This is a genomic window from Rhodococcus sp. P4_B6 (genome assembly GCF_056402215.1).
In genome coordinates, this window is record NZ_JBFUHV010000014.1 from 44,151 (window position 1) to 66,298 (window position 22,148).

19 protein-coding genes are annotated in these 22,148 nt (G+C 69.5%); 8 read left to right on the forward strand and 11 right to left on the reverse strand.

Annotated elements, in window-relative coordinates:
• Positions 1-96 precede the first annotated feature (96 nt).
• Positions 97-1,425 (reverse strand): uracil-xanthine permease family protein, encoded by a 1,329-nt coding sequence (locus tag AC1DWT_RS09480; RefSeq protein WP_241031563.1) that lies wholly within the window; start codon positions 1,423-1,425, stop codon positions 97-99.
• Between the two features lie 273 nt (positions 1,426-1,698).
• Here AC1DWT_RS09480 and AC1DWT_RS09485 point away from each other — a divergent pair, with 273 nt between their 5' ends.
• The gene (locus AC1DWT_RS09485) at positions 1,699-2,955 is read left to right on the forward strand and encodes an acyl-CoA dehydrogenase family protein (protein ID WP_206015369.1); all 1,257 of its coding nucleotides are present in this window, start codon (positions 1,699-1,701) and stop codon (positions 2,953-2,955) included.
• Between the two features lie 67 nt (positions 2,956-3,022).
• Here AC1DWT_RS09485 and ptsP read toward each other — a convergent pair whose 3' ends face one another.
• Entirely contained in the window at positions 3,023-4,693 is a 1,671-nt protein-coding gene (ptsP, locus tag AC1DWT_RS09490) for a phosphoenolpyruvate--protein phosphotransferase (RefSeq protein WP_206015368.1), read from the reverse strand.
• 197 nt (positions 4,694-4,890) lie between these two features.
• Here ptsP and AC1DWT_RS09495 point away from each other — a divergent pair, with 197 nt between their 5' ends.
• The 4 genes from AC1DWT_RS09495 to AC1DWT_RS09510 are packed head-to-tail and all read left to right on the forward strand — an operon-like array spanning position 4,891 to position 9,072.
• Positions 4,891-5,658, forward strand: coding sequence for a DeoR/GlpR family DNA-binding transcription regulator (locus tag AC1DWT_RS09495; RefSeq protein WP_072942464.1), 768 nt, complete (start codon positions 4,891-4,893; stop codon positions 5,656-5,658).
• Positions 5,655-6,635 (forward strand): 1-phosphofructokinase, encoded by a 981-nt coding sequence (gene pfkB, locus AC1DWT_RS09500; protein ID WP_072942393.1) that lies wholly within the window; start codon positions 5,655-5,657, stop codon positions 6,633-6,635. The genes AC1DWT_RS09495 and pfkB overlap by 4 nt, the downstream gene beginning before the upstream one ends.
• A gap of 16 nt (positions 6,636-6,651) precedes the next feature.
• On the forward strand, positions 6,652-8,757 hold the full coding sequence (locus AC1DWT_RS09505; protein WP_477920334.1) for a PTS fructose transporter subunit IIABC: 2,106 nt from the start codon (positions 6,652-6,654) through the stop codon (positions 8,755-8,757).
• A 57-nt stretch (positions 8,758-8,814) separates the two neighbouring features.
• Positions 8,815-9,072 (forward strand): HPr family phosphocarrier protein, encoded by a 258-nt coding sequence (locus tag AC1DWT_RS09510; RefSeq protein WP_005240765.1) that lies wholly within the window; start codon positions 8,815-8,817, stop codon positions 9,070-9,072.
• 15 nt (positions 9,073-9,087) lie between these two features.
• On the opposite strand, the gene AC1DWT_RS09515 is transcribed toward AC1DWT_RS09510, so the two are convergent.
• The 7 genes from AC1DWT_RS09515 to AC1DWT_RS09545 all read right to left on the reverse strand — a co-directional run bounded on the left by AC1DWT_RS09515 (position 9,088) and on the right by AC1DWT_RS09545 (position 16,566).
• Positions 9,088-10,410, reverse strand: a complete 1,323-nt coding sequence (locus AC1DWT_RS09515) for an alpha/beta hydrolase (RefSeq protein WP_095860690.1) — start codon at positions 10,408-10,410, stop codon at positions 9,088-9,090.
• Between the two features lie 69 nt (positions 10,411-10,479).
• Complete coding sequence (locus AC1DWT_RS09520) at positions 10,480-11,595, reverse strand: hypothetical protein (RefSeq protein ID WP_206015367.1); 1,116 nt, start codon at positions 11,593-11,595, stop codon at positions 10,480-10,482.
• Positions 11,588-13,042, reverse strand: coding sequence for a GTPase HflX (hflX, locus tag AC1DWT_RS09525; protein WP_072942400.1), 1,455 nt, complete (start codon positions 13,040-13,042; stop codon positions 11,588-11,590). The genes AC1DWT_RS09520 and hflX overlap by 8 nt, the downstream gene beginning before the upstream one ends.
• Before the next feature lie 58 nt (positions 13,043-13,100).
• A complete protein-coding gene (gene dapF, locus AC1DWT_RS09530) occupies positions 13,101-13,970 on the reverse strand; it encodes a diaminopimelate epimerase (protein WP_206015366.1) in 870 nt (289 codons plus the stop codon).
• Positions 13,971-14,078: 108 nt separating this feature from the next.
• A complete protein-coding gene (locus tag AC1DWT_RS09535) occupies positions 14,079-14,927 on the reverse strand; it encodes a TrmH family RNA methyltransferase (RefSeq protein WP_477920338.1) in 849 nt (282 codons plus the stop codon).
• The gene (gene miaA, locus AC1DWT_RS09540; RefSeq protein ID WP_206015364.1) at positions 14,924-15,853 is read right to left on the reverse strand and encodes a tRNA (adenosine(37)-N6)-dimethylallyltransferase MiaA; all 930 of its coding nucleotides are present in this window, start codon (positions 15,851-15,853) and stop codon (positions 14,924-14,926) included. Before miaA ends, AC1DWT_RS09535 begins: the two co-directional genes overlap by 4 nt.
• On the reverse strand, positions 15,850-16,566 hold the full coding sequence (locus AC1DWT_RS09545; RefSeq protein WP_477920340.1) for a class III extradiol dioxygenase subunit B-like domain-containing protein: 717 nt from the start codon (positions 16,564-16,566) through the stop codon (positions 15,850-15,852). Before AC1DWT_RS09545 ends, miaA begins: the two co-directional genes overlap by 4 nt.
• A gap of 203 nt (positions 16,567-16,769) precedes the next feature.
• Between AC1DWT_RS09545 and AC1DWT_RS09550 the strand changes: the two genes are divergently transcribed.
• Positions 16,770-18,155 (forward strand): DUF349 domain-containing protein, encoded by a 1,386-nt coding sequence (locus AC1DWT_RS09550; RefSeq protein WP_477920342.1) that lies wholly within the window; start codon positions 16,770-16,772, stop codon positions 18,153-18,155.
• A gap of 6 nt (positions 18,156-18,161) precedes the next feature.
• Here AC1DWT_RS09550 and AC1DWT_RS09555 read toward each other — a convergent pair whose 3' ends face one another.
• Both AC1DWT_RS09555 and miaB read right to left on the reverse strand, forming a co-directional pair.
• Complete coding sequence (locus AC1DWT_RS09555; RefSeq protein ID WP_072942409.1) at positions 18,162-18,761, reverse strand: Rv2732c family membrane protein; 600 nt, start codon at positions 18,759-18,761, stop codon at positions 18,162-18,164.
• Positions 18,758-20,275 carry a tRNA (N6-isopentenyl adenosine(37)-C2)-methylthiotransferase MiaB gene (gene miaB / locus AC1DWT_RS09560; RefSeq protein WP_072942411.1) on the reverse strand — a complete coding sequence of 506 codons (1,518 nt, stop codon included), beginning with the start codon at positions 20,273-20,275 and terminating at the stop codon, positions 18,758-18,760. The genes AC1DWT_RS09555 and miaB overlap by 4 nt, the downstream gene beginning before the upstream one ends.
• A 209-nt stretch (positions 20,276-20,484) precedes the next feature.
• Between miaB and gluA the strand changes: the two genes are divergently transcribed.
• Both gluA and AC1DWT_RS09570 read left to right on the forward strand, forming a co-directional pair.
• Entirely contained in the window at positions 20,485-21,213 is a 729-nt protein-coding gene (gene gluA, locus AC1DWT_RS09565) for a glutamate ABC transporter ATP-binding protein GluA (protein ID WP_083395905.1), read from the forward strand.
• An 81-nt stretch (positions 21,214-21,294) separates the two neighbouring features.
• Complete coding sequence (locus tag AC1DWT_RS09570) at positions 21,295-22,128, forward strand: glutamate ABC transporter substrate-binding protein (RefSeq protein ID WP_072942415.1); 834 nt, start codon at positions 21,295-21,297, stop codon at positions 22,126-22,128.
• Positions 22,129-22,148 lie beyond the last annotated feature (20 nt).

Below are 22,148 nucleotides of genomic sequence, written 5' to 3' on the forward strand. Positions count from 1 at the left end.
CTCGTTCGAGATACGTCTGGTTCGACGGTAGAGGCGGGGAACTACGGGGTGAATGACCCAGGTGATCGGGATTCGTGACCCATCCGGTCACCGGTGTCAGCGCTTGCGGAACCCCGCGAGCCAGCGCATCACCGGGTAGGCGACGAGGATGCCCACCGAACCCCACGCAATGCCGCCGAGTTCCACCGATCCGATCGTCAAAGTCAGGTCGCCGATGCCGGCGACGAGCGCGGCGGCGACCACAGTGAGATTCACGGGGTCGGTGAAGTCGACCTCGGCGTCCATCCAGATGCGCACACCGAGGACGCCGATCAGTCCGTACAGCACGAGAGTGGCGCCGCCGATGACACCGTTAGGCACGGTGAACACGAGGGCTCCGAACTTCGGTGAGAACGCGAGAACCACGGCCGTGGCGGCCGCGACCCAGTAGGCAGCGGTGGAGTACACCCGCGTCGCGGCCATCACGCCGATGTTCTCGGCGTAGGTGGTGGTGCCGGACCCGCCACCGAACCCGGCGAGGGTGGTGGCCAGTCCGTCCGCGACGAGCGCATTGCCGGCGACGTCGTCGAGGGACCGACCCGTCATGGCCGACACCGCCTTGACGTGGCCGACGTTCTCGGCGATCAGGACGATCACCACCGGCAGGGTCAGCGCGATCACGGACCATTCGAACGTCGGTCCCCGCAGTTCGGGCACACCGAACCAGGCCGCGTCCCGCAGTGCCGTCACCCGCTCCTCCGCGAGACCGCCGATCACGGCGGCGAACACCCAGCCGACGACGACGCCGACGAGGATGCCGAGGCGGCCCAGCAACCCCGGGCCGAGGACGGTCACGAGCAGGATCGCGAGCAGGGTGACCCCGGCGATCAGTGGTTGTGACTCGAACGAATCCACCGCGGTGGGTGCGAGATTGAGCCCGATCAGCGCCACCACGGCGCCGGTGACGACCGGCGGCATCACCGCGTCGATGACCCGCGACCCGGCCAGTTTCACCGCGACACCGATGACGAGCAGCAGCAGACCTGCGGCCGCGACACCGCCGAGTTGCGCTGCGGGACCGGAACTCTGCGACGCCGTCAGCGGCGCGATGAATGCGAACGACGACCCCAGGTAGCTGGGGATGCGTCCGCGTGTGATGAGCAGGAACAGGGCCGTCCCGATACCCGAGAACAGCAGGGTCGTGGTGACCGGGAACCCGGTGATCGTCGGCACCAGGAGGGTGGCGCCGAACATCGCGATGACGTGCTGCATCCCGATTCCGACTGTGCGCGGCCAGGTGAGGCGCTCGCCGGGAGCGACCACCTCGCCCTCGCTGATCCGCCTGCCGTCGCCGTGCAGCGTCCACCCGAACGCGCGCGTGGTAGCGGACGGGCCGTCAGAGCCGCCGACCGGACCGTCGGGGGCGTCTGTTTCTCTTTTCGTCACAGTTCGCCAATAGTAGGCACGATCTGGGAGTTTCGCGCCGCCGGGACCGGATCCACCGATTCGGCGACATTCACCCCGCGCGCTCGATTGCCTACTCGTTCGCTCCACGGCAACAGTCGTGCGTAAACCGACAAGACACCGACGTTCCGATCGACGCATGATGAGTGACGTCGCTCACACAGCGGTGGCCGATTCGAGTGGCCGCCCGCCGGATCCCAGCGATACTGCGCGATGCCGCGCTGCTGCGTACTCGACCCACAGGAGACGAACATCATGGCCATTGACTTCACGTTGACCCCACAGCAGCGTGAGCTCCAACTCTCGGCCCGCGATTTCGCCGGTAAGGCATTGGCAGACGTCGGCAAGACGATTCGCCATCTGCCCACGGCCGAAGAGAGATTCCTCGCCACCCGCCCTGCCTACGAAGACGTTGTCGCACAGGGGTGGCTTCGCAAGGTCATCCCCGCGCCCGCGGGCGGAGAGGGTAACGGGATGGTCGACCTGGCGTTGATCGCCGAGGAGTTCTACGCAGTCGATGCGAACGTGTCGCTGACGCTGTTCGCCTCACTACTCGGGCTGCTCCCCGTCCTCAACGCCGGCAGCCCCGACCAAGTCCAGCAGACATTGCGCCCCTTCCTGTCCGGCACCGGCGCCCCGCTCGCCGCCTTCTGCCACAGCGAGCCGGGCGGGATCGCCAACTTCGACGAACCTGTGCCGGCTGAAGGGACCCGCACCACCGCGGTACTCGACGGCGATCAGTGGGTGATCAACGGCGCGAAGCAATGGATCAGCAGCGCAACCGGCTGGGACTCGAAGGGCGCGGACATTCTCACGGTGGTGTGCCGCACCGATCCAAATCCCCAGACCCGAGCGGCCGCCGACCACTCGCTGTCCGTCCTTCTCGTGCCTACACCCGACCATGGCTTCGTATCCGACGAGAACTTCGAGACGATGGGCCACCGAGGGCATCTCACCCCGCGCTTCCACTTCGAAAATGTTCGGGTTCCGCGCGAGAACGTCCTCGGCGAGGTCGGCGGCGGCAAGGCCTTGGTCGAGGCGAGTTTCGCCGGCACCGCTGCCCTCGTCGGAATCTTCGGCGTGGGACTCATGCGTTCAGCCTTCGACTTCACCCTCGCGTTCGCCAAGCGTGAGCGGCGCGCCGGCCGGGTGCCGATAATCGAACATCAGGCGGTCGGGTATGCGCTCGCCGACGCGAAGATCGCGATCGAGACCGCCCGGTACCTGAGCTGGAAGGCCTGCAATGCTCTCGACCACGAACTGCCCAGTGCCCTCGAACTGGCTGTGCAGGCGAAGATCTACGGCTCCGAGACCGCGGTGAAGGTCATCACCGACCTCATGCGCGTCGTCGGTATCGACAGTTACAACCACAACCTGCCTCTCGCAGGGCTCCTGCAAGACGCGATCGTGCTGCCGCTGTTCGACGGCGGAAATATGGGAGTTCGCCGGCGCCAGCTCCACAGCCTGCTCGCGTCACCGGACTACGACTCACTCGACACAGTGACGACCTGAGAGCTGGGCTCGAGGACGGAATTCCTCGAGCCCATCGGGCGGTGAGTGGCCGGAATCCGGCGGTCGACTACGCGCCCAACACTCGTACCGCCGCGGCCCGCGCCTCCGCGGGATCGCTCGTGGCGAGCACGTCCTCGGCGGCCCGGCGGCAGTCGTCCAGCGTGACCGATCCCACCTTCGCCCCCACACCGGACACGGCGGCGCCCGCGCAGGACAGCGACGTGACACCGAGTCCGATCAGGACGCAGGCGAGCAGCGGGTCGGCGGCAGCCTCGCCGCAGACGCCGACCGGTTTGCCCGCCGCGACGCCGGCCTCGGCCGTGCGCGCGACGAGCGCGAGAACGGCCGGCTGCCAGGGGTCGGTGAGCGACGCCAGATCGGACGACATCCGGTCGGCGGCCATCGTGTACTGCGCGAGGTCGTTCGTGCCGATGGACAGGAAGTCGACGTGACGCAGGAGGCGGTCAGCTAGTAGCGCCGCGGCAGGCACCTCGACCATGACCCCGGGCACGAGACCGCGGGCGCGGACCTCGGCCGCGAACGATTCAGCCTCGGCGGGAGTCGAAATCATCGGCGCCATCACCCACGGCTGCGACTGCGTCTGCTTCGCCGCGGCGGCGACGGCGTCGAGTTGCCTGCTGAGGATGCCCGGGTTCTGTTCGGCGATGCGGATGCCGCGGACCCCGAGCGCGGGGTTCGCCTCGTCGGCGTGGTTGGCGAAGCGCAGCGGCTTGTCCGATCCCGCGTCGAGGGTCCGGATCACCACTTTCCGGCCCGCGAACGCGTCGAGCACCTCGCCGTAGATCTCGGCCTGCTCATCGACGCCGGGCTCGGAATCGCGGTCCAGGAAGCACAACTCGGTGCGGAACAGTCCGACGCCCTCGGCGGCGGTCCCGGACGCCGACCGCGCCCCGGCCCCGTCCTGCACGTTGGCCAGAATCGAGACGGCGTGCCCGTCGCTGGTGCGGCCCGGCCCTTCCCAGGACTGGATGCGAAGCCGTTCGGCGCGCCCGTGCTCCACGGCTGCGCGGGCCTCGACGGGGTCCGGTTCCATCACGAGTTCGCCCGCCGAGCCGTCGAGGAGGACGGGGGTGCCCGAGACGACGGATTCGAGATCACGCACCGCGACGACACACGGGATGCCCAGCTGCCGCGAGATGATCGCGGTGTGGCTCGTCGGGCCGCCGAGAACCGTCACGAGTCCGACGATCAGCTCGGGATCGAGACCGGCGGTGTCGGCGGGCGCGAGGTCCTGGGCGCAGAGGATCGACGGGGTCGTGGGCACGGGGATGCCCGGCTCGGGCAGGCCGAGGAGTTCGGAGACGACGCGGTCGCGGATGTCGCGCAGGTCGGTCACGCGTTCGGCCATCAGCCCACCCATCTTGGTGAACAGGGTGACGAACTGCTCGGTGGCCTCCGCTGCCGCCTCCCCGGCCGGGGTTCCGCCGGCGATCAGCTTCTGCGCCGCACCGAGCCAGCCGCGGTCTGCGGCCATCGCCGCGTTCGCCTGCAGCACCTCTGCCGCGGCGCCGGAGACGCTCGCCGCGCGGTCGCGGAGTCGCTGCGACACCACGGCGGCCGCTTCCTCGAAGCGGACCTTCTCCGCGTCGCGCGACGCCTCGTCGATCCGGGCGGATCCGGGTGCGACCTCCGGCCGCGGGGCCGGCCAGATCACCGGCGCGTAGGCAATGCCCGGTACCACCGGCGTACCTCGCACGATTTCACGGTCTTCGGTCATCGGGTCCTCCTGGCCGGCTCGTTCTGTCGTCACACAATCGGAAATGCGAATCGACTATGTGACGGAGATTACTCTCAACTCTTGACATGTCAACACACTCGGGCGTAAAACAACATGACACAACATTTCGTGTGATGCAGACCATAACGGATCTCGTCACCGAACACTTCATCGACGAGAACAGGAACGGGGTCACGGTGTATCCGGAAGAACGCCAGCAAGCGGTCACCACGCTGATCTCGCAGCGGGGGCGCATGTCGGTCGCCGACCTCTCCGACACCTTCGGCGTCACCACCGAGACCGTGCGCCGCGACCTCGCGCTGCTCGAACGCCTCGGCCACATCCGTCGCGTGCACGGCGGCGCGGTCCCTGCCGGTTCCCTCACCGTCACCGAACCCGGCATGACGGAGCGCGATCACACCCGCGCCGAGCAGAAGGATCGGATCGCCAAGCGCGCCGCCGCCTACCTGCCGCCGTCCGGTGGCAGCGTGCTGTTCGACGCGGGAACCACCACCGGGCGCATCATCCCGGAACTGCCGTCCGATCTGGACCTCACCGTGATCACCAACTCGGTGCCGATCGCGGCCCGGCTCGCCGGACTCAATTCCGTGACCCTCCACATGCTCGGCGGCCGGGTCCGCGGGATCACGCAGGCCGCCGTCGGCGAGGAGGCGCTGCGCATCCTCGACGTCCTCCGCGTCGACGTCGCGTTCATCGGCACCAATGCGCTCAGCGTCGGCCACGGCCTGTCCACACCGGACACCGAGGAGGCCGCCGTGAAGCGTGCGATGGTCCGCTGCGCCAATCACGTCGTAGTGGTCGCCGACTCGTCGAAGGTCGGCCGTGAGCACCTCGTGAGCTTCGCCCCCATCCACAGCGTCGACATCCTCGTCACCGACGCCGACATCACGCCCGCAGACCGAGCCCACTTCCACGACCAGGGAATCGAGGTGGTGATCGCATGATCGTCACGCTGACCGCCAATCCGAGCATCGACCGCACCGTCAACCTGCTCGGGCGCCTCGAACGGGGAACCGTCCTGCGCGCAGCCGCGACCCACAGCGACCCGGGAGGCAAGGGCGTCAACGTCGCCCGCGCGCTCACGTCCGCCGGCGTCAACGCAGTTGCGGTGCTGCCCGGCAACGCGGGCGACCCCCTGCTCACCGCCCTGTCCGAGCACGGGATCGAGCACGTGACCGTGGCGACGTCCGGTTCGGCACGCACGAACATCACCATCACCGAACCCGACGGCACCACCACCAAGATCAACGAACCCGGTGTCACGATGTCGGCCGGATCCCTCGCCGATCTGCAGTCGGAGATCATCGAACGCGGGTCCCGGGCCGAATGGGTGGTGCTGTCCGGTTCCCTACCCCCGGGCATCCCCACCGACTGGTACGCCACGCTCGTCGAGGCGCTGCGTTCGGCCTCGTGCCGGGTCGCCGTCGACACCTCGGACGCCCCGCTGCTCGCACTCGCGGACCGGTTCCCGGCGGCCTGCCCCGACCTCGTGAAACCGAACAGCGAGGAACTCGCGCAACTCACCGGCGCCGACGGGCACCTGCTCGAGGAGTCCGCGCTGCGGGGAGACCCGACGGCCACCGCCCACGCGGGCAGGCAACTCGTGGACCGTGGGGTCGAAGCCGTCCTCGCCACGCTCGGCGCCGCGGGCGCCGTTCTCGTGACGGAGGCCGGCGCCTGGTGGGCCACGCCACCACCGATCGTCGCCCGCAGCACCGTCGGCGCCGGCGACTCCTCGCTGGCGGGCTACCTGGCAGCGCAGATCTCCGGCGCGTCGCCCGCGGACTGCCTCCGATCCGCCGTTGCCTACGGCAGCGCGGCGGCCGCCCTCCCGGGCACCACCCTGCCGACCCCCGAACACGTCGACATCGACGCCGTCACCGTCACCGCCCTCAGCTCCCCCGCCCCCGATCCGGCCTGAACCAGAAGGAAACACCATGTCTCACTCGACACCCGACCGCGATTCGGGGCCGCAGATCATCAGCGAAGATCTGATCTCCCTGGACACCGACCTCGGAGCCTCCAAGGAGGACGTGATCTCCGCGCTCTCCCAGCGTCTCGCGGACGCCGGTCGCGCCACCGAAGCGGACGCTCTCCGCGATGCCGCGCTGGCGCGTGAATCACAATCGGCGACAGGACTTCCCGGCGGGATCGCGATCCCGCACTGCCGCTCGGAGGCCGTCGTGGCGGCGTCTCTCGGATTCGCCCGGCTCGCCCCGAAGGTCGACTTCGGCGCCCCCGACGGACCCGCCGATCTGGTGTTCCTCATCGCCGCACCCGAGGGTGCGGGCGCGGAGCACATGAAGCTGCTGTCCTCGCTCGCCCGGGCGCTGGTACGCCCGGCCTTCGTCGGCGCCCTGCGTGATGCGAAGACCCCCGCCGAGATCGTCACCCTGGTCAACGACGTCCTGGCCCCCGCGCCCGCCGCCGCACCTGCTGCCGCGACGGCCACTGCAGCACCCGCCGCCGCTGCGGCCGCGGCTGCTGCCCCGGCTCCGGCAACGACGCCCGAACCGGTCGCCCCGGAGAAGGAACCGGAGCCCGAGGCGGGGCCGAAGCACATCGTCGCGGTCACGGCCTGCCCGACCGGCATCGCCCACACGTACATGGCGGCCGACTCGCTCGTCGCCGCCGGCGAACGCGCGGGCGTCGTCGTTCACGTGGAGACGCAGGGTTCGAGCGGAAGTACACCGCTGGCACCCGGAGTGATCGCGGGCGCGTCCGCCGTCATCTTCGCCACCGACGTCGGGGTGAAGGGCAAGGAACGCTTCGCAGGCAAGCCGGTGGTGGCGTCGGGCGTCAAGCGCGCGATCAACGAACCCGACACCATGATCACCGAGGCGCTGCGCGCGGGCATGAACCCGTCCGCGGCGACCGTGGACGCGGGGAGCGCGGGCAGTGCCGCGGACGAGCCGGCCGGGTCGGTCGGCTGGGGCACCCACCTGCGTCAGGTGCTGCTCACCGGTGTCAGTTACATGATCCCGTTCGTCGCCGCGGGTGGTCTGCTGATCGCCCTCGGGTTCCTGCTCGGCGGCTACGAGATCTCCGGTCCCGCGGAGGACATCGTCCTCAACAACTCCCTCGGCCAACTCCCCGACGGTGGCCTGACGACGTACCTGGGCGCCGTGCTGTTCCAGCTGGGTTCGCTGGCGTTCAGCTTCCTCGTCCCCGCGCTGGCCGGTTACATCGCCTTCGCGATCGCCGACCGGCCCGGTCTGGCGCCGGGCTTCACCGCGGGTGCGGTGGCGGTCTTCGTCGGCGGCGGATTCATCGGAGGCCTCGTCGGCGGTCTGATCGCCGGTATCGTCGCGCTGTGKATCAGCCGGATCCCGGTGCCGCAGTGGTTGCGCGGCCTGATGCCCGTGGTGATCATCCCGCTGTTCGCGACGCTGATCGTCGGCGCACTCATGTTCCTGGTCCTCGGCCGACCGCTCGCCGCGATCACGAACGGCCTGACGGACTGGCTCAACGGACTGTCCGGCAGCTCCGTCATCTTCCTCGGCATCATCCTCGGACTGATGATGTGCTTCGACCTCGGAGGCCCGGTCAACAAGGCCGCATACGCGTTCGCGGTGGCCGGCCTCAACGTCAACGACCCCGCCTCGCTGCGGATCATGGCGGCCGTGATGGCTGCGGGCATGGTCCCGCCGCTGGCGATGGCCCTCGCATCGACCGTCCTGCGTCCCAGCCTGTTCAGCGAGGCGGAACGGGAGAACGGCAAGGCGGCCTGGCTCCTCGGCTCGGCGTTCATCTCGGAAGGCGCCATTCCGTTCGCCGCCGCAGACCMGCTGCGCGTCATCCCCTCGATGATGGCCGGCGGCGCCGTCACCGGCGCCCTGATCATGGCGTTCGACGTCACCCTCAGCGCACCGCACGGCGGAATCTTCGTCTTCTTCGCCATCGGCAACCTGCTGTGGTTCCTGGTGTCGCTGGCCGCCGGTGTCGTCGTCGCCGCCCTGTGCGTCGTCGGTGCGAAGGAATTCATCAAGCCCGGCGCGTCCGACGCCGAACTCGACCCCGACGTTGCGACAGTCGCAGCGTAAGAGAAACAGATCGACCCGCTCGACCCGCACCAACCCCACCGACAGAGGAGAGAGTCCATGCCCAGCACCACAGTCGCCGTCGGTTCGTCCATCGGCCTGCACGCCCGTCCCGCCGCCGTCATCGCCGAAGCGGTTGCCGCCGCCGGTGTGCCCGTCACGCTGGCCGTGGCGGACAGTGAACCCGTGGACGCCGGTTCCGCACTGCTCATCATGACGCTCGGCGCCACCAAGGGCACCGACGTCACCGTGACCAGCGACGACGCCGACGCCGTCGAGAAGGTCGCGCAGCTCGTGGCGGCCGATCTCGACGCCTGACCGGTACCCGGCCCGTCAGCTGGTGAGCCCCAGCTGACGGCCGGTCCAGTCCATCTCGCGTTCGAGTGCCGCACTCCAGGTGGCGCCCTCGTGGCCACCGGGAAGCTCGTAGTACCGCACGTTCAGACCGGCCGCCCGCGCGGCAGCGAACATCCGCTGCTGCTGCGGGCGGTATTCGTCGTCGGCGGCCCCGGCCACGAACACCCCGGTCAACTCCGGGAACTGTCGTGTCTTCAGCACGTCAGCCGGATTGACCGCCGCGAACGCGTGCTCGTCGCCGCCGAATGTCGCCGCGACCGTCCCCGCGTGATCGCCGAGCGAGGGCTCGTCCTGACCGAGGAAATCGAGGAAGGTCGGGAAGATCCGCGGATAGTTCACCGCCAGCTGGATCGAGCAGGTCCCGCCGTAGGAGAATCCGCCGATCGCCCACTGTGCCGGATCGTGCGACACCTGCAGGGACGTCTCGATCCAGGCGGGCACGTCGCGGGCCACGTAGGTGGCGGCGTTGCCGAGCGCCGAATCGAGGCACAGCGGATTCGCGTCCTGCGAGCCCAGCGCGTCGATCACCACGACGACCGGTGCGAGTCCGTCGTGCCGTGCGGCATACGCGTCCACGGTGGATCCCAGTCGTCCGCTGCTGAACCAGTCCTGGGGCCGCCCCGGCTGTCCCGCGATCATCACCAGGACGGGGAGCACCGCCCGGGGCGACGTCAGGTACGCCGGCGGCAGGTACAGCACGGCCGGCCGGGCCGCGAATCCGGATTCGGTGCCCGGGATCTCCACTTCCGTCACCACACCGGAGCCGGGTGTGCGCACCGGACGTGTCCACGCCGAGTCCAGCGGGGTCCCCGACTGCACCGCGTCCTCGAACCCGGGGACGTCACCGAACGACACCGGCTGCACGCTCGTCGGTGGACGGTGCCCCACCAGCGAGCCGACGGTCGGGAAGACGCCGACCTCCGCGTTGACCTGGCCCACCGCCGCGGCCGCGGCTGCGGCAGCCGCGACAGCGATCACCCCGGCCCGCCGGACTCCGGGTTTCCGGAGCAGGAGCGCCGCGGCGAAGACGAGGATTCCGACGGCGAGCCAGATCCAGATGTACCCGGTGAGGGGTATCTGGTTGGGCAGCGGACGGTACGCCGCCCACACGGCGCCTCCGATCACGGCGGTCACGGGCACCGCGACCGCCGCTGCGCCGACGACCGGACGTCTGGCGGAACGAGTCACTGCGAGCAACACGACGAGGCCCACCATCACGGCCGCCGTCGACGCGGCCCGGGCGCGACCGTGCTCGAGCGACAGGTGGGCGATACGCGACAACAACTCGTGGGCCTGCACAGCGCACAGTATTCACACCGCGTCACCCACCGAAAGAATCAGGCTCGCAACATTTCTCGCAAATCAGACCTATCGGGCACGACGGCGGACGAGAGAGCCGGCGACCACGGCGAGCACGACCACGCCGCCGGCGACGCCGATCCCCCACGCCGTTCCCGGCGACTGCGTCGACGCCTCGTCCGAAACGGCCTGGGCACGGGCCTGATCCTGCACCCTCGACACCGCCCCGAGCAGCACCCGAATCGGTGGAACGGGTCCCTCCCGGGCCTCGGAGGCGATCAACAGGTCGCCGTTCTCTGTGAACGCGACCGACTCCCCCTGCGGCTGCTCCGGCACGTGGGCGCGCACGGCGGGTCCGGCCGCGAACGCCGCCGCCAGGTCGCCGTCCGGGGCGGAGAACAGGAACACATCGGAGTAGCTGCGCACGGCGGCGACGGTCCCGTCGGCGGACACGGCCCCGCCGGTGAACATCGTCGAATGCACGGCCGGGGCCGTGGTGCCGCTGCCGGTGGTCGCGTCGTCGACGCCGTTCGTCGCCGAGACGTCCAGCGTTCCGACCTTCTCCAGCGGGGTCGGGCCGGGGCTCGCGAGATCGCCCACGGCGACACCCCCGACGGGCCGGTACACGTTGCCCGCCCCGAACACTTCCTTCGTGACGATCAGCGGGGTGCCGTCGCGCTGGACGAGGACGGTCTCGGCATCGTGGGGGCCGTCCGGATACGTCAGCCGATGCAGTTCTCCCGCGCCCGTATCACGGTCCATCGCGATCAACGCCACCGTCTCGCGCCGGCGTCCGTTGTCGCCGGTGTCGGCCAGCCACAGCCGGCCGTCGGAGCCGGAGGCCATGTCCTCGACGTCGTACGGATCGACCGGCAGCGGAAGCCAGCGCTGTACGGCGCAGTTCCCGTCCATCACCGCGACCGCGCGGTCGGACCCGCTGTCGCCGACCGCGTAGAGCAGCCCGCCGGCCGACACGAGCCCCGACAGCTCCTCGAGCGAGGCCTCGTCCGGGGTGCCGACCGCGGAATCGTCGGGAGTGCACAGCGGACCGAACTCCGACGCGTCGACGGCGGTCTGGTCGCGGAAGAACGGCTCGGCGAATCCGGTTCCCGCCGCGGCGAGCGGTGCGCACGTCGCGAGCACGGCGACCGCCACGCGGGCGGACCACCGTGAGCGGTCAGGCACTGCCGCTGTACTCGACCAGTGCCGACGCCAGCGCTTCGGGCACCCGCGCGTGGACGCGTGTGCCGTCCTCCTCGTGGGAGGAGTCGAGGATCTGACCGTCCGAGTGGATCCGGGCCATCAGATCGCCCCGGTTGTACGGGAGGAGAACGCTGACCTCGATCTCCGGGCGGACCAGGACGTCGCTCAGATGTGCACGCAACTCGGCGATGCCCTCCCCGGTCCGGGCGGAGACGAACGACGCACCGGGCAGCAGGCCACGCAGCTGGGTCAAGGTGACCGGGTCGGCGGCGTCGATCTTGTTCACCACGATGAGCTCGGGCGGTGCCGCGGCGTCGTTCTCCCGGATCACCTCGGTGATCACCTCGTGGACGGCCTTGATCTGATCCGTGGGCAGCGGATCGGAACCGTCGACGACGTGCAGCAGCAGATCCGCGTCCGTCACTTCCTCGAGCGTCGAGCGGAACGCCTCGATCAGCTGCGTCGGCAGATGCCGCACGAACCCGACGGTGTCGGTGAGGACGTATTCGCGGCCGTCGTCCAGCGCCGCCCGGCGGGTGGTGGGATCGAGGGTGGCGAACAGCGCGTTCTGCACCAGCACCCCGGACCCGGTCAACGCGTTGAGCAGGCTCGACTTGCCGGCGTTCGTGTAGCCGACGATCGCGATGGACGGGGTCTCGCTGCGCAGTCGCCTGGTGCGTTTGGTGTCGCGGGCGGCCTTCATGCCCTTGATCTCGCGACGCAGCTTGGCCATCCGCTCACGGATACGACGGCGGTCCGTCTCGATCTTGGTCTCACCGGGACCACGCAGACCCACGCCGCCGTTGCTTCCGGCGCGACCACCCGCCTGCCGGGACATCGATTCACCCCAGCCACGCAGTCGGGGCAGCATGTATTCCATCTGGGCCAGCGCCACCTGCGCCTTGCCCTCCCTGGACGTGGCGTGCTGGGCGAAGATGTCGAGGATGAGGGCGGTCCGGTCGATGACCTTGACCTTGACGACCTTCTCCAGCGCGGTGAGCTGCGCGGGGGTGAGTTCACCGTCGCAGATGACGGTGTCGGCGCCGGTCGAGAGGACGACCTCGCGGAGTTCCTCGGCCTTGCCGGAACCGATGTAGGTGGCCGCGTCGGGTTTGTCCCGCCGCTGGACGAGGCCCTCGAGGACTTCCGATCCGGCGGTCTCGGCCAGTGCGGCGAGCTCGGCCATGCTGGATTCGGCCTGCGCCGCGGTTCCCTGGGTCCAGACACCGACGAGCACCACGCGTTCGAGGCGCAACTGCCGGTATTCGACTTCGGTGACGTCTGTGAGCTCGGTGGAGAGCCCGGCAACCCGGCGCAGCGCGCTGCGGTCCTCGAGTTGCATCTCGCCGACCGAAGGGCGCCCGTCGTCGTAGGCGAACTCAGTGGAGTCGGAGATCGGCGATTCTTCTGTGCGATGTGTTTTCGTCATACACCCTCATGATCCCACGGAATGTCGAGGGCGTGCACGTGCATTTCGCGCAGGGCGATCAGGCAAGGCCGTTCCACCAGTTGTCGTCGAGGTTCCCGGACGCCACCAGGACGGACGGTCCGCGCAACGTCGCCCGGCCGCCGGACAGCGCGACCGTGACCTGACCTCCGGGAATGCGGACATTCACCTCACCGGAATCGGCGCCGTCGAAGCGCAGCGCGGCGGTGGCCGCGGCCACCGTGCCGGTGCCGCACGACCGGGTCTCGCCGACCCCGCGCTCGTGCACCCGCATGTCCACGGCGCCGGAATCGATGCGGGTGAGGATCTCCACGTTGACGCCGTGCGGGAAGAAACCGGGATCGAAGCCGGGTGCGGCCGTCAGGTCGAGGGCCGACAGGGAGGCCGCCGTGAGATGCGCGTCGACACACGCCAGGTGCGGATTGCCGACGTCGATGCCGATGCCGTTGAACACTTTGCCGTCGATGGTCGCGGCGCTCGTTCCCAGATCCCGCACCACCCCCATGTCGACGGTGACCTCGCCGACGGAGCCGTCGGCCGAGTGCACGATCACCGGTTTGCCGCCGGCCCGGCTGCCGACCACGAACTCGTCGCGCGTCTCGAGGCCGGTCGACCGGAGGTAGTGGGCGAAGACGCGGACACCGTTGCCGCACATTTCCGCGATCGACCCGTCGGCGTTGCGGTAGTCCATGAACCAGTCGTCCTCGGACGTGCCGTCCGGGAGTTCGGCGAGCACGCCGGCAGCGGCCAGCGCACCGGCCTTGGCGACGCGCAGGATTCCGTCGGCGCCGAGTCCACGCCTGCGATCGCACAGCGCTGCCACACGCGGGGCGGACAGATCGATGCGGACGTCGGGATCCGGGAGGACCACGAAGTCGTTCTCGGTGCCGTGTCCCTTGCTGAAATCCATGCGCACCACTCTAACCAACCGCCGAGGGGGTGCAGTTCATCTGCGCTACCGCGGTGCGGTTCATCTGCGCTACCGCGGTGCGGTTCATCTGCGCTGCCGCGGTGCGGTTCATCTGCGCTGCCGGGCGATTTCGTAGAGGGCGACGGCGCCGGCGGAGGGGGCACCGAGGGAACTGGCTGCGCCCCYGATCGGGATGTTGACGACCGTGTCGCAGGCGCCTCGCCACGCGGCGCTCATCCCGCGGGTCTCGTTGCCGATCACGAGCACGGTGCCGCCACCGAAGTCGTGGGCGTCGATGGTGACGGAACCGGTCTCGTCCGTCCCGACGATGTGCAGTTCGGTTCCGGACGCTCGCCGGGCGTCGCGGAACGCGAGGATCTCGTCGACGGAGGACACGGTGACGACGGGCATCGCGAAGAGCGATCCGGTGGAGGCGCGGACGCTCCGGGGGTCGAACGGGTCGGCGCCGTGGCCGGCCACGACGACCGCGTCGGCGCCGAACGCGTTGGCGGAGCGGACGAGGGTGCCCAGATTTCCGGGTGAGGTGGGCCGGTCGAACACGACGATCAGGGGGACGGACTGCAGCCGCAGGTCCTTCAGTCGCGGGGCGCGGGTCTTCGCGACCGCGATCAGTTCCGGCGCGGTGTCGGTCTTCTCGCCGAGTTCGGCCATCAGTTCGGCGCTGACACCGATCTGTTCGACGGATCGGGTCGCGAGTAGCTCTCGCGCCCAGTCGGACAGCGGTGGGCCGTCGATGCGGTGCAGCAGCGATTCGATCGGCCAGTCGTGTTCCAGGGCGAGGTTGAGGGGGCGCACACCCTGGATCAGGAAGCGTCCCGCCTTCGTCCGTTTGGCACGGTTGGTGAGGTACGACTGCCATTGCTGGAAGCGGGCGTTGCGGGTGGTCACCAGCACGGACGAGGCCGGACGGTGCCGTGCGGACGGTGTTCGGCTCATCGTTCTCCCAGTGTTCGCGTCTCGTCGAGGGTGTGGATCGTGGTGTCCGCGAGGTCGGGGGTGTTTCCGTCGACCCAGTGGATGCGGGGGTCGCGGCGGAACCAGGACCGTTGCCTGCGCACGTAGCGCCGGGTGCCGATGAACGTGCGTTCCTCCGCCTCGGCCAGGTCGTATTCGCCGTCGAGCCAGGCGAGGACCTGTGCGTAGCCGATGGCCCGGGGCGCGGTGACGCCCTCCCGCAGTCCCACGTCGATCAGCCCGCGCACCTCGTCGACGAGTCCCTGTTCGAACATCAGCCGGGTGCGGAGCCGGATCCGGTCGTCGAGTGCGGCGGTGTCGCGGTCGACGCCGACGATGTGTGTGCCCCAGCGCGGTTCGCCGATGCGCGGGGCGGACGCCGCGAACGGCCTGCCCGTGATCTCGACGACTTCGAGGGCCCGGACCAGGCGCCTGCCGTCGGTGGGGAGGATCGACGCGGCGGCGTCGGGATCCACCCGGCTCAGCTCGGCGTGGACGGCCGCGACGCCCTTCTCGGCGAGGACGGCTTCCCACCGCGCCCGTACCGACGCGTCGGTGGCGGGGAAGCTCCACTCGTCGAGCAGCGACTGCACATACATCATCGATCCGCCGACGATGACCGGCACGGCGCCGCGGGCGGCGATCGCCTCCACGTCGCGGACCGCGGCCTGCTGATAGTTCGCGACGGTGGCCGTCTGCGTCACGTCGAGCACGTCGAGTTGGTGATGCGGAATTCCGCGGCGTTCGGCCGGGGCGAGTTTGGCGGTGCCGATGTCCATGCCCCGGTACAGCTGCATGGCGTCGATGTTGACGATTTCGCCGCCGAGGCGTTCCGCCAGGTCCAGCGCGAGATCCGACTTTCCGGTGGCGGTCGGTCCGACGACGGCGATCGGCACGGGTGAGGTCACGGACGCCACTCCCCCACGTGGTAGCCCACTCCGTAGGGCGCCGCGCTGTACAGCGTCCGGCAGGAGGCGGGCGCAGCGTCGAACACGCCGGCGAGGACCTGCCACGGGACGCGCCCGCCGATGCCGAGGGCGGCGCATTCGGCGGGGTCGAGGGCGAGCAGCGCCTCCCGGTCGCCGGTGTCGAGGGCCGCGTCGACACGGGCCTGCACGCCTTCCGCGCGGGGGTCGAACGCGCCCGGTGCCTTCGCGGTGAGGGTGTTCGCCCCGTCCGCGACGATCACCAGCCCGCGCGGCTCGGGGTCCCGGTCCAGAAACGCGCGCAATTCTGCGCCGTACGCGGCGCACTGCTGCGGCGACAGGTCGGCGGCGAGGATCCGCGCGTCGACGACGGCGTCCGGCGCGCACGCTCCCCGGATCCACCCGGCCGTCAGCGCCGCGAGCGGCAGGTCCGGGTCGGGTTCGCCGGCGGGACCGGGCCGCRGTGTGACCCGCACGTCGACGCCGTAGCCGCGGTAGGTGCCCTGAGCGTCGGCCGGCACCTCCACCGCGGTGGGCGCCGCGCCGATCGCCACCCATTCGGTGGCGATCGCGGACAATGCCTTCGCGGCCGCCTGGACCGCGTCCCGCAGCGGCGCCGTCTCCGCAGCKGCCGCCCCGGTCAGTTCGGGTACCAGCAGCGGTGGGGACGGCACGAGGATGGCGGCGGTGAACACACAGTCACGCTAGTCGACCGCGGGCACGGACCCGACATCCGATTCGGGCACTGCCGTCAATCGGTACCAACACGGACCGTCCGACCTGATTCAATAGTCCACAGGGCCCGTACCGGGTTGAATGGAGCCAGCACCCGTCCCGGGTCGTATGGAGCCAGTATTGCGTTCAGGCAGCCGTGACGCGCGGCAGAGATGAGGAACCGATGACCGACAGCAGCGACGCGAAGCCCGCCGTGGAGCCTGCCGCTCAGCAGCACGACACACCGAAGCCCAGCGTCCCGAAGCCGGGCGCGGCCGCGAAACCGGGTGCACCCAAGCCCCACCCCACACCGACGCATGCCCTCTCCGCCCCCGCCGTCGCCGCCCCCGCCCACAGTGATCCGAGCGAGTTCGGCCGCGTCGACGACGACGGCACCGCCTGGGTGAAGACCGCGGACGGTGAACGGCAGATCGGGTCGTGGCAGGCCGGAGACGCGGCGGAAGGCCTGGCGCATTTCGGTCGGCGCTTCGACGATCTCGCCACCGAAGTGGCCCTCCTCGAGGCCCGGCTCAATTCCGGTGCGGGCGACGCGAAGAAGACGAAGGCCGCCGCGACCGCACTCGCCGAATCGCTCCCGACCGCCGCGGTGATCGGTGACGTCGACTCGCTCTCCGCGCGACTCGACGTGATCATCGCCGGATCCGACGAGGCGGCCGCCCACGCCAAGCACGAGAAGGAACTGTCGCGGCAGGCGCACACCGAACGCAAGGAAGAACTGGCCGCCGAGGCGGAACAGATCGGTGCCGAGTCCACGCAGTGGAAGGCCGCCGGCGACCGGTTGCGCGAGATCCTGGACGAGTGGAAGACGATCCGCGGGATCGACCGGAAGGTCGACGACGCCCTGTGGAAGCGGTATTCCAAGGCTCGGGAGGCGTTCAACCGGCGCCGCGGCGCGCATTTCGCCGAACTCGACCGTGAGCGCGCCGCCGCCAAGACCAAGAAGGAAGAACTCGTCGAGCAGGCGGAGGCACTGTCCGACTCCACCGACTGGGGTCCCACAGCCGGAGCCTTCCGCGATCTGCTCGCCGAGTGGAAGGCCGCCGGACGCGCGCCGCGGGAAGCCGACGACAACCTGTGGAGGCGGTTCAAGGGCGCTCAGGACGTGTTCTTCGCCGCCCGCAACGCCGCGTCCTCCGAACGCGACGCCGAGTTCGAGGAGAACGCGGTCGCCAAGGAGGAGTTGCTGAAGAACGCCGGCCACATCGATCCGTCCAAGGACATCGACGGGGCGAGGGCCGCCCTCCGCGACCTGCAGGAGAAGTGGGACGCCATCGGGAAGGTGCCCCGCGAGCGGATGCACGACCTCGAGGGCAAGCTGCGGGCCATCGAGAAGCGGGTCCGCGACGCCGCCGACGAGGAATGGCGCCGCACCGACCCGGAGGCGCTCGCCCGGGCCRCGCAGTTCCGGGAGCGGGTCACGCAGTTCGAGGAGCAGGCCGCCAAGGCCTCTGCGGCGGGCAAGACGAAGGACGCCGAGAGCGCACTCGCCCAGGCCAAGCAGTGGCGCGAATGGGCCGAGGCGGCAGAGGGCGCCGTCAGCGGCCAGTAGGCACGATCAGCCGACGTTCCAGTCGCCGCGTCGCTCCGCTTCGGCGGCAGCGGCGCGGCGTTCCTCTTCCGCGGCCAGCTGCAGCGCGGTCCGGCTCCAGACCACCTTCAGCCAGTGGAACGTGAGCACGATGACGGTGAGCCAGCCGATGATCAGGCCGATGCCCGGTCCGGCCGCCTCGACGCCCGGCGCCGGGGTCTGCCGCGACCAGATGGCGAGCATGCCGAACACGATGGACACGGCGGTTCCGGCGAGGGCCACCCACGCGAGCGCCCAGCGACGGGTGACGAGCGCCAGCATCGACACGACGACCCCGAACACCACCTCGAACCACACGAACAGCCGCGACGGCAGCGCGATCGTCTCCGCGCGGGCGTCGTCCCCGTACACCAGCACCTCCCAGCCGTTGGCGATGCCGGAATGCGGCAACGTCAGCGAGCCGAGGAGCACGACCACCGCGACCGCGACGACGAGCGCACGCGCCCCGGGGTCGATCTCACCGGCCACCTTCTTCTCGGCGGCGTCGAAATCCTTCAGGTAGCTCTCGATCGGCTCGTTCGCGTCACTCGGGTCGTCGTGGCGCTGGTCGTCGAACTGCGGGGTCATGCGTTGCATCCCATCTGAGCGGGTAGTGGTGCGGGCACACCGATCTGCGGCAGTCCGAGTCCCACGCCGATCGGCGGGGTCTTCGGGGTGACGCCCTTCTCGAAGGAGTCGCCTGCGCGGGTGCGGCGGTGGGTCAGGACCGGGGTGTCCGCGACGAGGTGGTGCGGAGCGGCGGCGCTGATCACGATGGTGACGACGTCGCCGGGCCGGACGTTTCCGTCGAGGTTTCCCTCCGGCCGGAAGTGGACGAGCCGCCCGTCGCGGGCGCGCCCGCTCATCCGTGCGGTCTCCGCGTTCTTGCGKCCCTCCCCGGCGGCGACGAGCAGTTCCACCTCGGCGCCGACGAGCTTCTGGTTCTCCTCGAGCGTGATCTGTTCCTGCAACGCGATGAGACGTTCGTACCGTTCCTGCACGACGGCCTTGGGCAGCTGGTCGTCCATGTCCGCTGCCGGGGTGCCGGGACGCTTGGAGTACTGGAAGGTGAACGCGCTGGTGAAGCGCGCCTGCCGGACGACGTCGAGCGTGTCCTGGAAGTCTTCCTCGGTCTCACCGGGGAAGCCCACGATGATGTCGGTGGTGATCGCCGCGTGCGGCATCGCGGTGCGGACCTTCTCGATGATCCCCAGGAACCGCGACTTCCGGTAGGAGCGGCGCATCGCCTTCAGGACGCGGTCCGAACCGGACTGCAGCGGCATGTGCAGCTGCGGGCACACGTTGGGGGTCTCGGCCATCGCCTCGATGACGTCGTCGGTGAACTCGGCCGGGTGCGGGGACGTGAAGCGGACGCGCTCGAGCCCGTCGATCTCGCCGCACGCGCGCAGCAGCGCGGCGAACGCGCCGCGGTCGCGGGGCTGGTCGGGGTCGGCGAAGGAGACGCCGTATGCGTTGACGTTCTGCCCGAGCAGCGTGACCTCGACGACGCCCTCGTTCACCAGGGCCTGCACCTCGGCCAGGATGTCGCCGGGCCGCCGGTCGACCTCCTTGCCGCGCAGCGCGGGGACGATGCAGAACGTGCACGTGTTGTTGCATCCCACCGAGATGGACACCCAGCCGGCGTACGCCGACTCCCGCTTGGCGGGCAGCGTCGACGGAAACGCCTCGAGCGCGTCGAGGATCTCGACCTCGGCCCGCTGATTGTGGCGCGCCCGGTCCAGCAGCGCCGGGAGCGAACCGATGTTGTGGGTGCCGAACACGACGTCCACCCACGGCGCCTTCTTCACGACGACGTCGCGGTCCTTCTGCGCCAGGCACCCGCCGACCGCGATCTGCATGTCGGGGTTCTGTTCCTTCGCCGGCGCCAGATGGCTCAGGTTGCCGTACAACTTGTTGTCGGCGTTCTCCCGCACCGCGCAGGTGTTGAAGACGACGAGGTCGGGCGACTGCCCGGTGGCCGCCTTCGTGTAGCCGGCGTCCTCGAGGAGCCCCGACAGCCGCTCGGAGTCGTGCACGTTCATCTGGCAGCCGTACGTGCGCACCTCATAGCTGCGGTGAGGGGTCTGGTCGATCGTGTCCACGTATGCCAGGGTACGGCCCGCGCCAAATCGCCTCGTCGCGGCCGGTGTGCGTCAGGACACACGACCGACGCCGGACAGTAAAGTTTCCGTGACATCCCGAGGATTCTCGGAGCAAATGACCGGTGCTCCCGCTCCCAGCACATAGGGTCTCGACTATGACGCAAGCCGACGACGCGACGCCGACGCCCTCCACGGGCGCGGCCCCGTCCATGATCTCGATGAAATCGGTGAACAAACACTTCGGCGCCCTCCACGTCCTCCAGGAGATCGACCTCGAAGTTCCTCGGGGGCAGGTCGTGATCGTCCTGGGACCGTCCGGGTCCGGGAAGTCGACGCTGTGCCGGACCATCAACCGCCTCGAGCCCATCGACTCCGGTGAGATCGCCGTGGACGGGAAGGTGCTGCCGGCCGAGGGCAAGGCCCTGGCCGCGCTGCGCGCCGACGTGGGGATGGTGTTCCAGTCGTTCAACCTGTTCGCCCACAAGACGATCCTCGAGAACGTGATGCTGGCACCGGTCAAGGTGCGGAAGAAGAGCAGCGCCGACGCGAAGAAGAAGGCCTACGAGCTTCTCGAGCGGGTCGGCATCGCCAACCAGGCGGACAAGTACCCGGCGCAGTTGTCGGGCGGTCAGCAGCAGCGTGTCGCGATCGCCCGCGCACTCGCCATGAACCCCAAGGTCATGCTGTTCGACGAGCCGACGTCCGCGCTCGACCCGGAAATGGTCAACGAAGTCCTCGACGTCATGACCTCGCTCGCCAAGGAAGGCATGACCATGCTCGTGGTGACCCACGAGATGGGCTTCGCCCGCAAGGCCGGCGACCGTGTTCTCTTCATGGCCGACGGCCAGATCGTCGAGGACTCTGAGCCCGCCACGTTCTTCACCGCTCCCAAATCCGAGCGCGCGAAGGACTTTCTCGGCAAGATTCTCAGCCACTGATCGGAGAGGGCGCCGCCGCGGTGCCCTCTCGGTCGACCGTGCTCCACAGGCAACACCCGTCATTTCAATTGGAGGAACTCGATGAGGATCAACCGCTCGATTCGTGTGGGAATCGGCGTCATGGCGCTCGCCGTCGTCGCATCGGCCTGTGGCGGAGGTGAAGAGAAGAGCGCCTCCCAGAGCGCGTCGGAGGGCAAGCTCACGGTCGGAATCAAGTACGACCAGCCCGGCCTCGGACTGCGCAACCCCGATGGTTCCTTCAGCGGTTTCGACGTCGAGGTGGCCGAGTACATCGCGGGCAAGCTGGGTGTCGCGCCCGAGAACATCGTGTTCAAGGAGTCCCCGTCGGCTCAGCGCGAGACGCTGATCCAGAACGGTGAGGTCGACTACATCGTCGCCACCTACTCGATCACCGAYGCCCGCAAGGAGAAGGTCGACTTCGCCGGGCCGTACTTCATCGCCGGACAGTCGCTCCTGGTGAAGTCCGACAACACCGACATCACCGGCCCCGAGTCGCTCAACGGCGGCAAGAAGCTGTGCTCCGTCACCGGGTCCACCCCGGCGCAGAAGGTGAAGGACCAGTACGCGAAGGACGTGCAACTGCAGGAGTTCGACACGTACTCCGCCTGCGTCGAGGCGCTGCGGAACGGCGCAGTCGACGCCGTCACCACCGACGACATCATCCTCGCCGGCTACGCGGCGCAGTATCCGGGCGAGCTGAAGGTGGTCGGCGCGCCGTTCACCGAGGAGCGCTACGGCGTCGGCCTGGCCAAGGGTGACGACGAGACCCGGGCCAAGATCAACGACGCCATCGAGGCGATGATCGCGGACGGTTCGTGGGCGCGTGCGTTCAACGAGACCGTCGGCGCGTCGGGCTACCCGATCCCCGCACCGCCGACCGTCGATCGGTACTGAGCAACTCACTCATCCGGGTC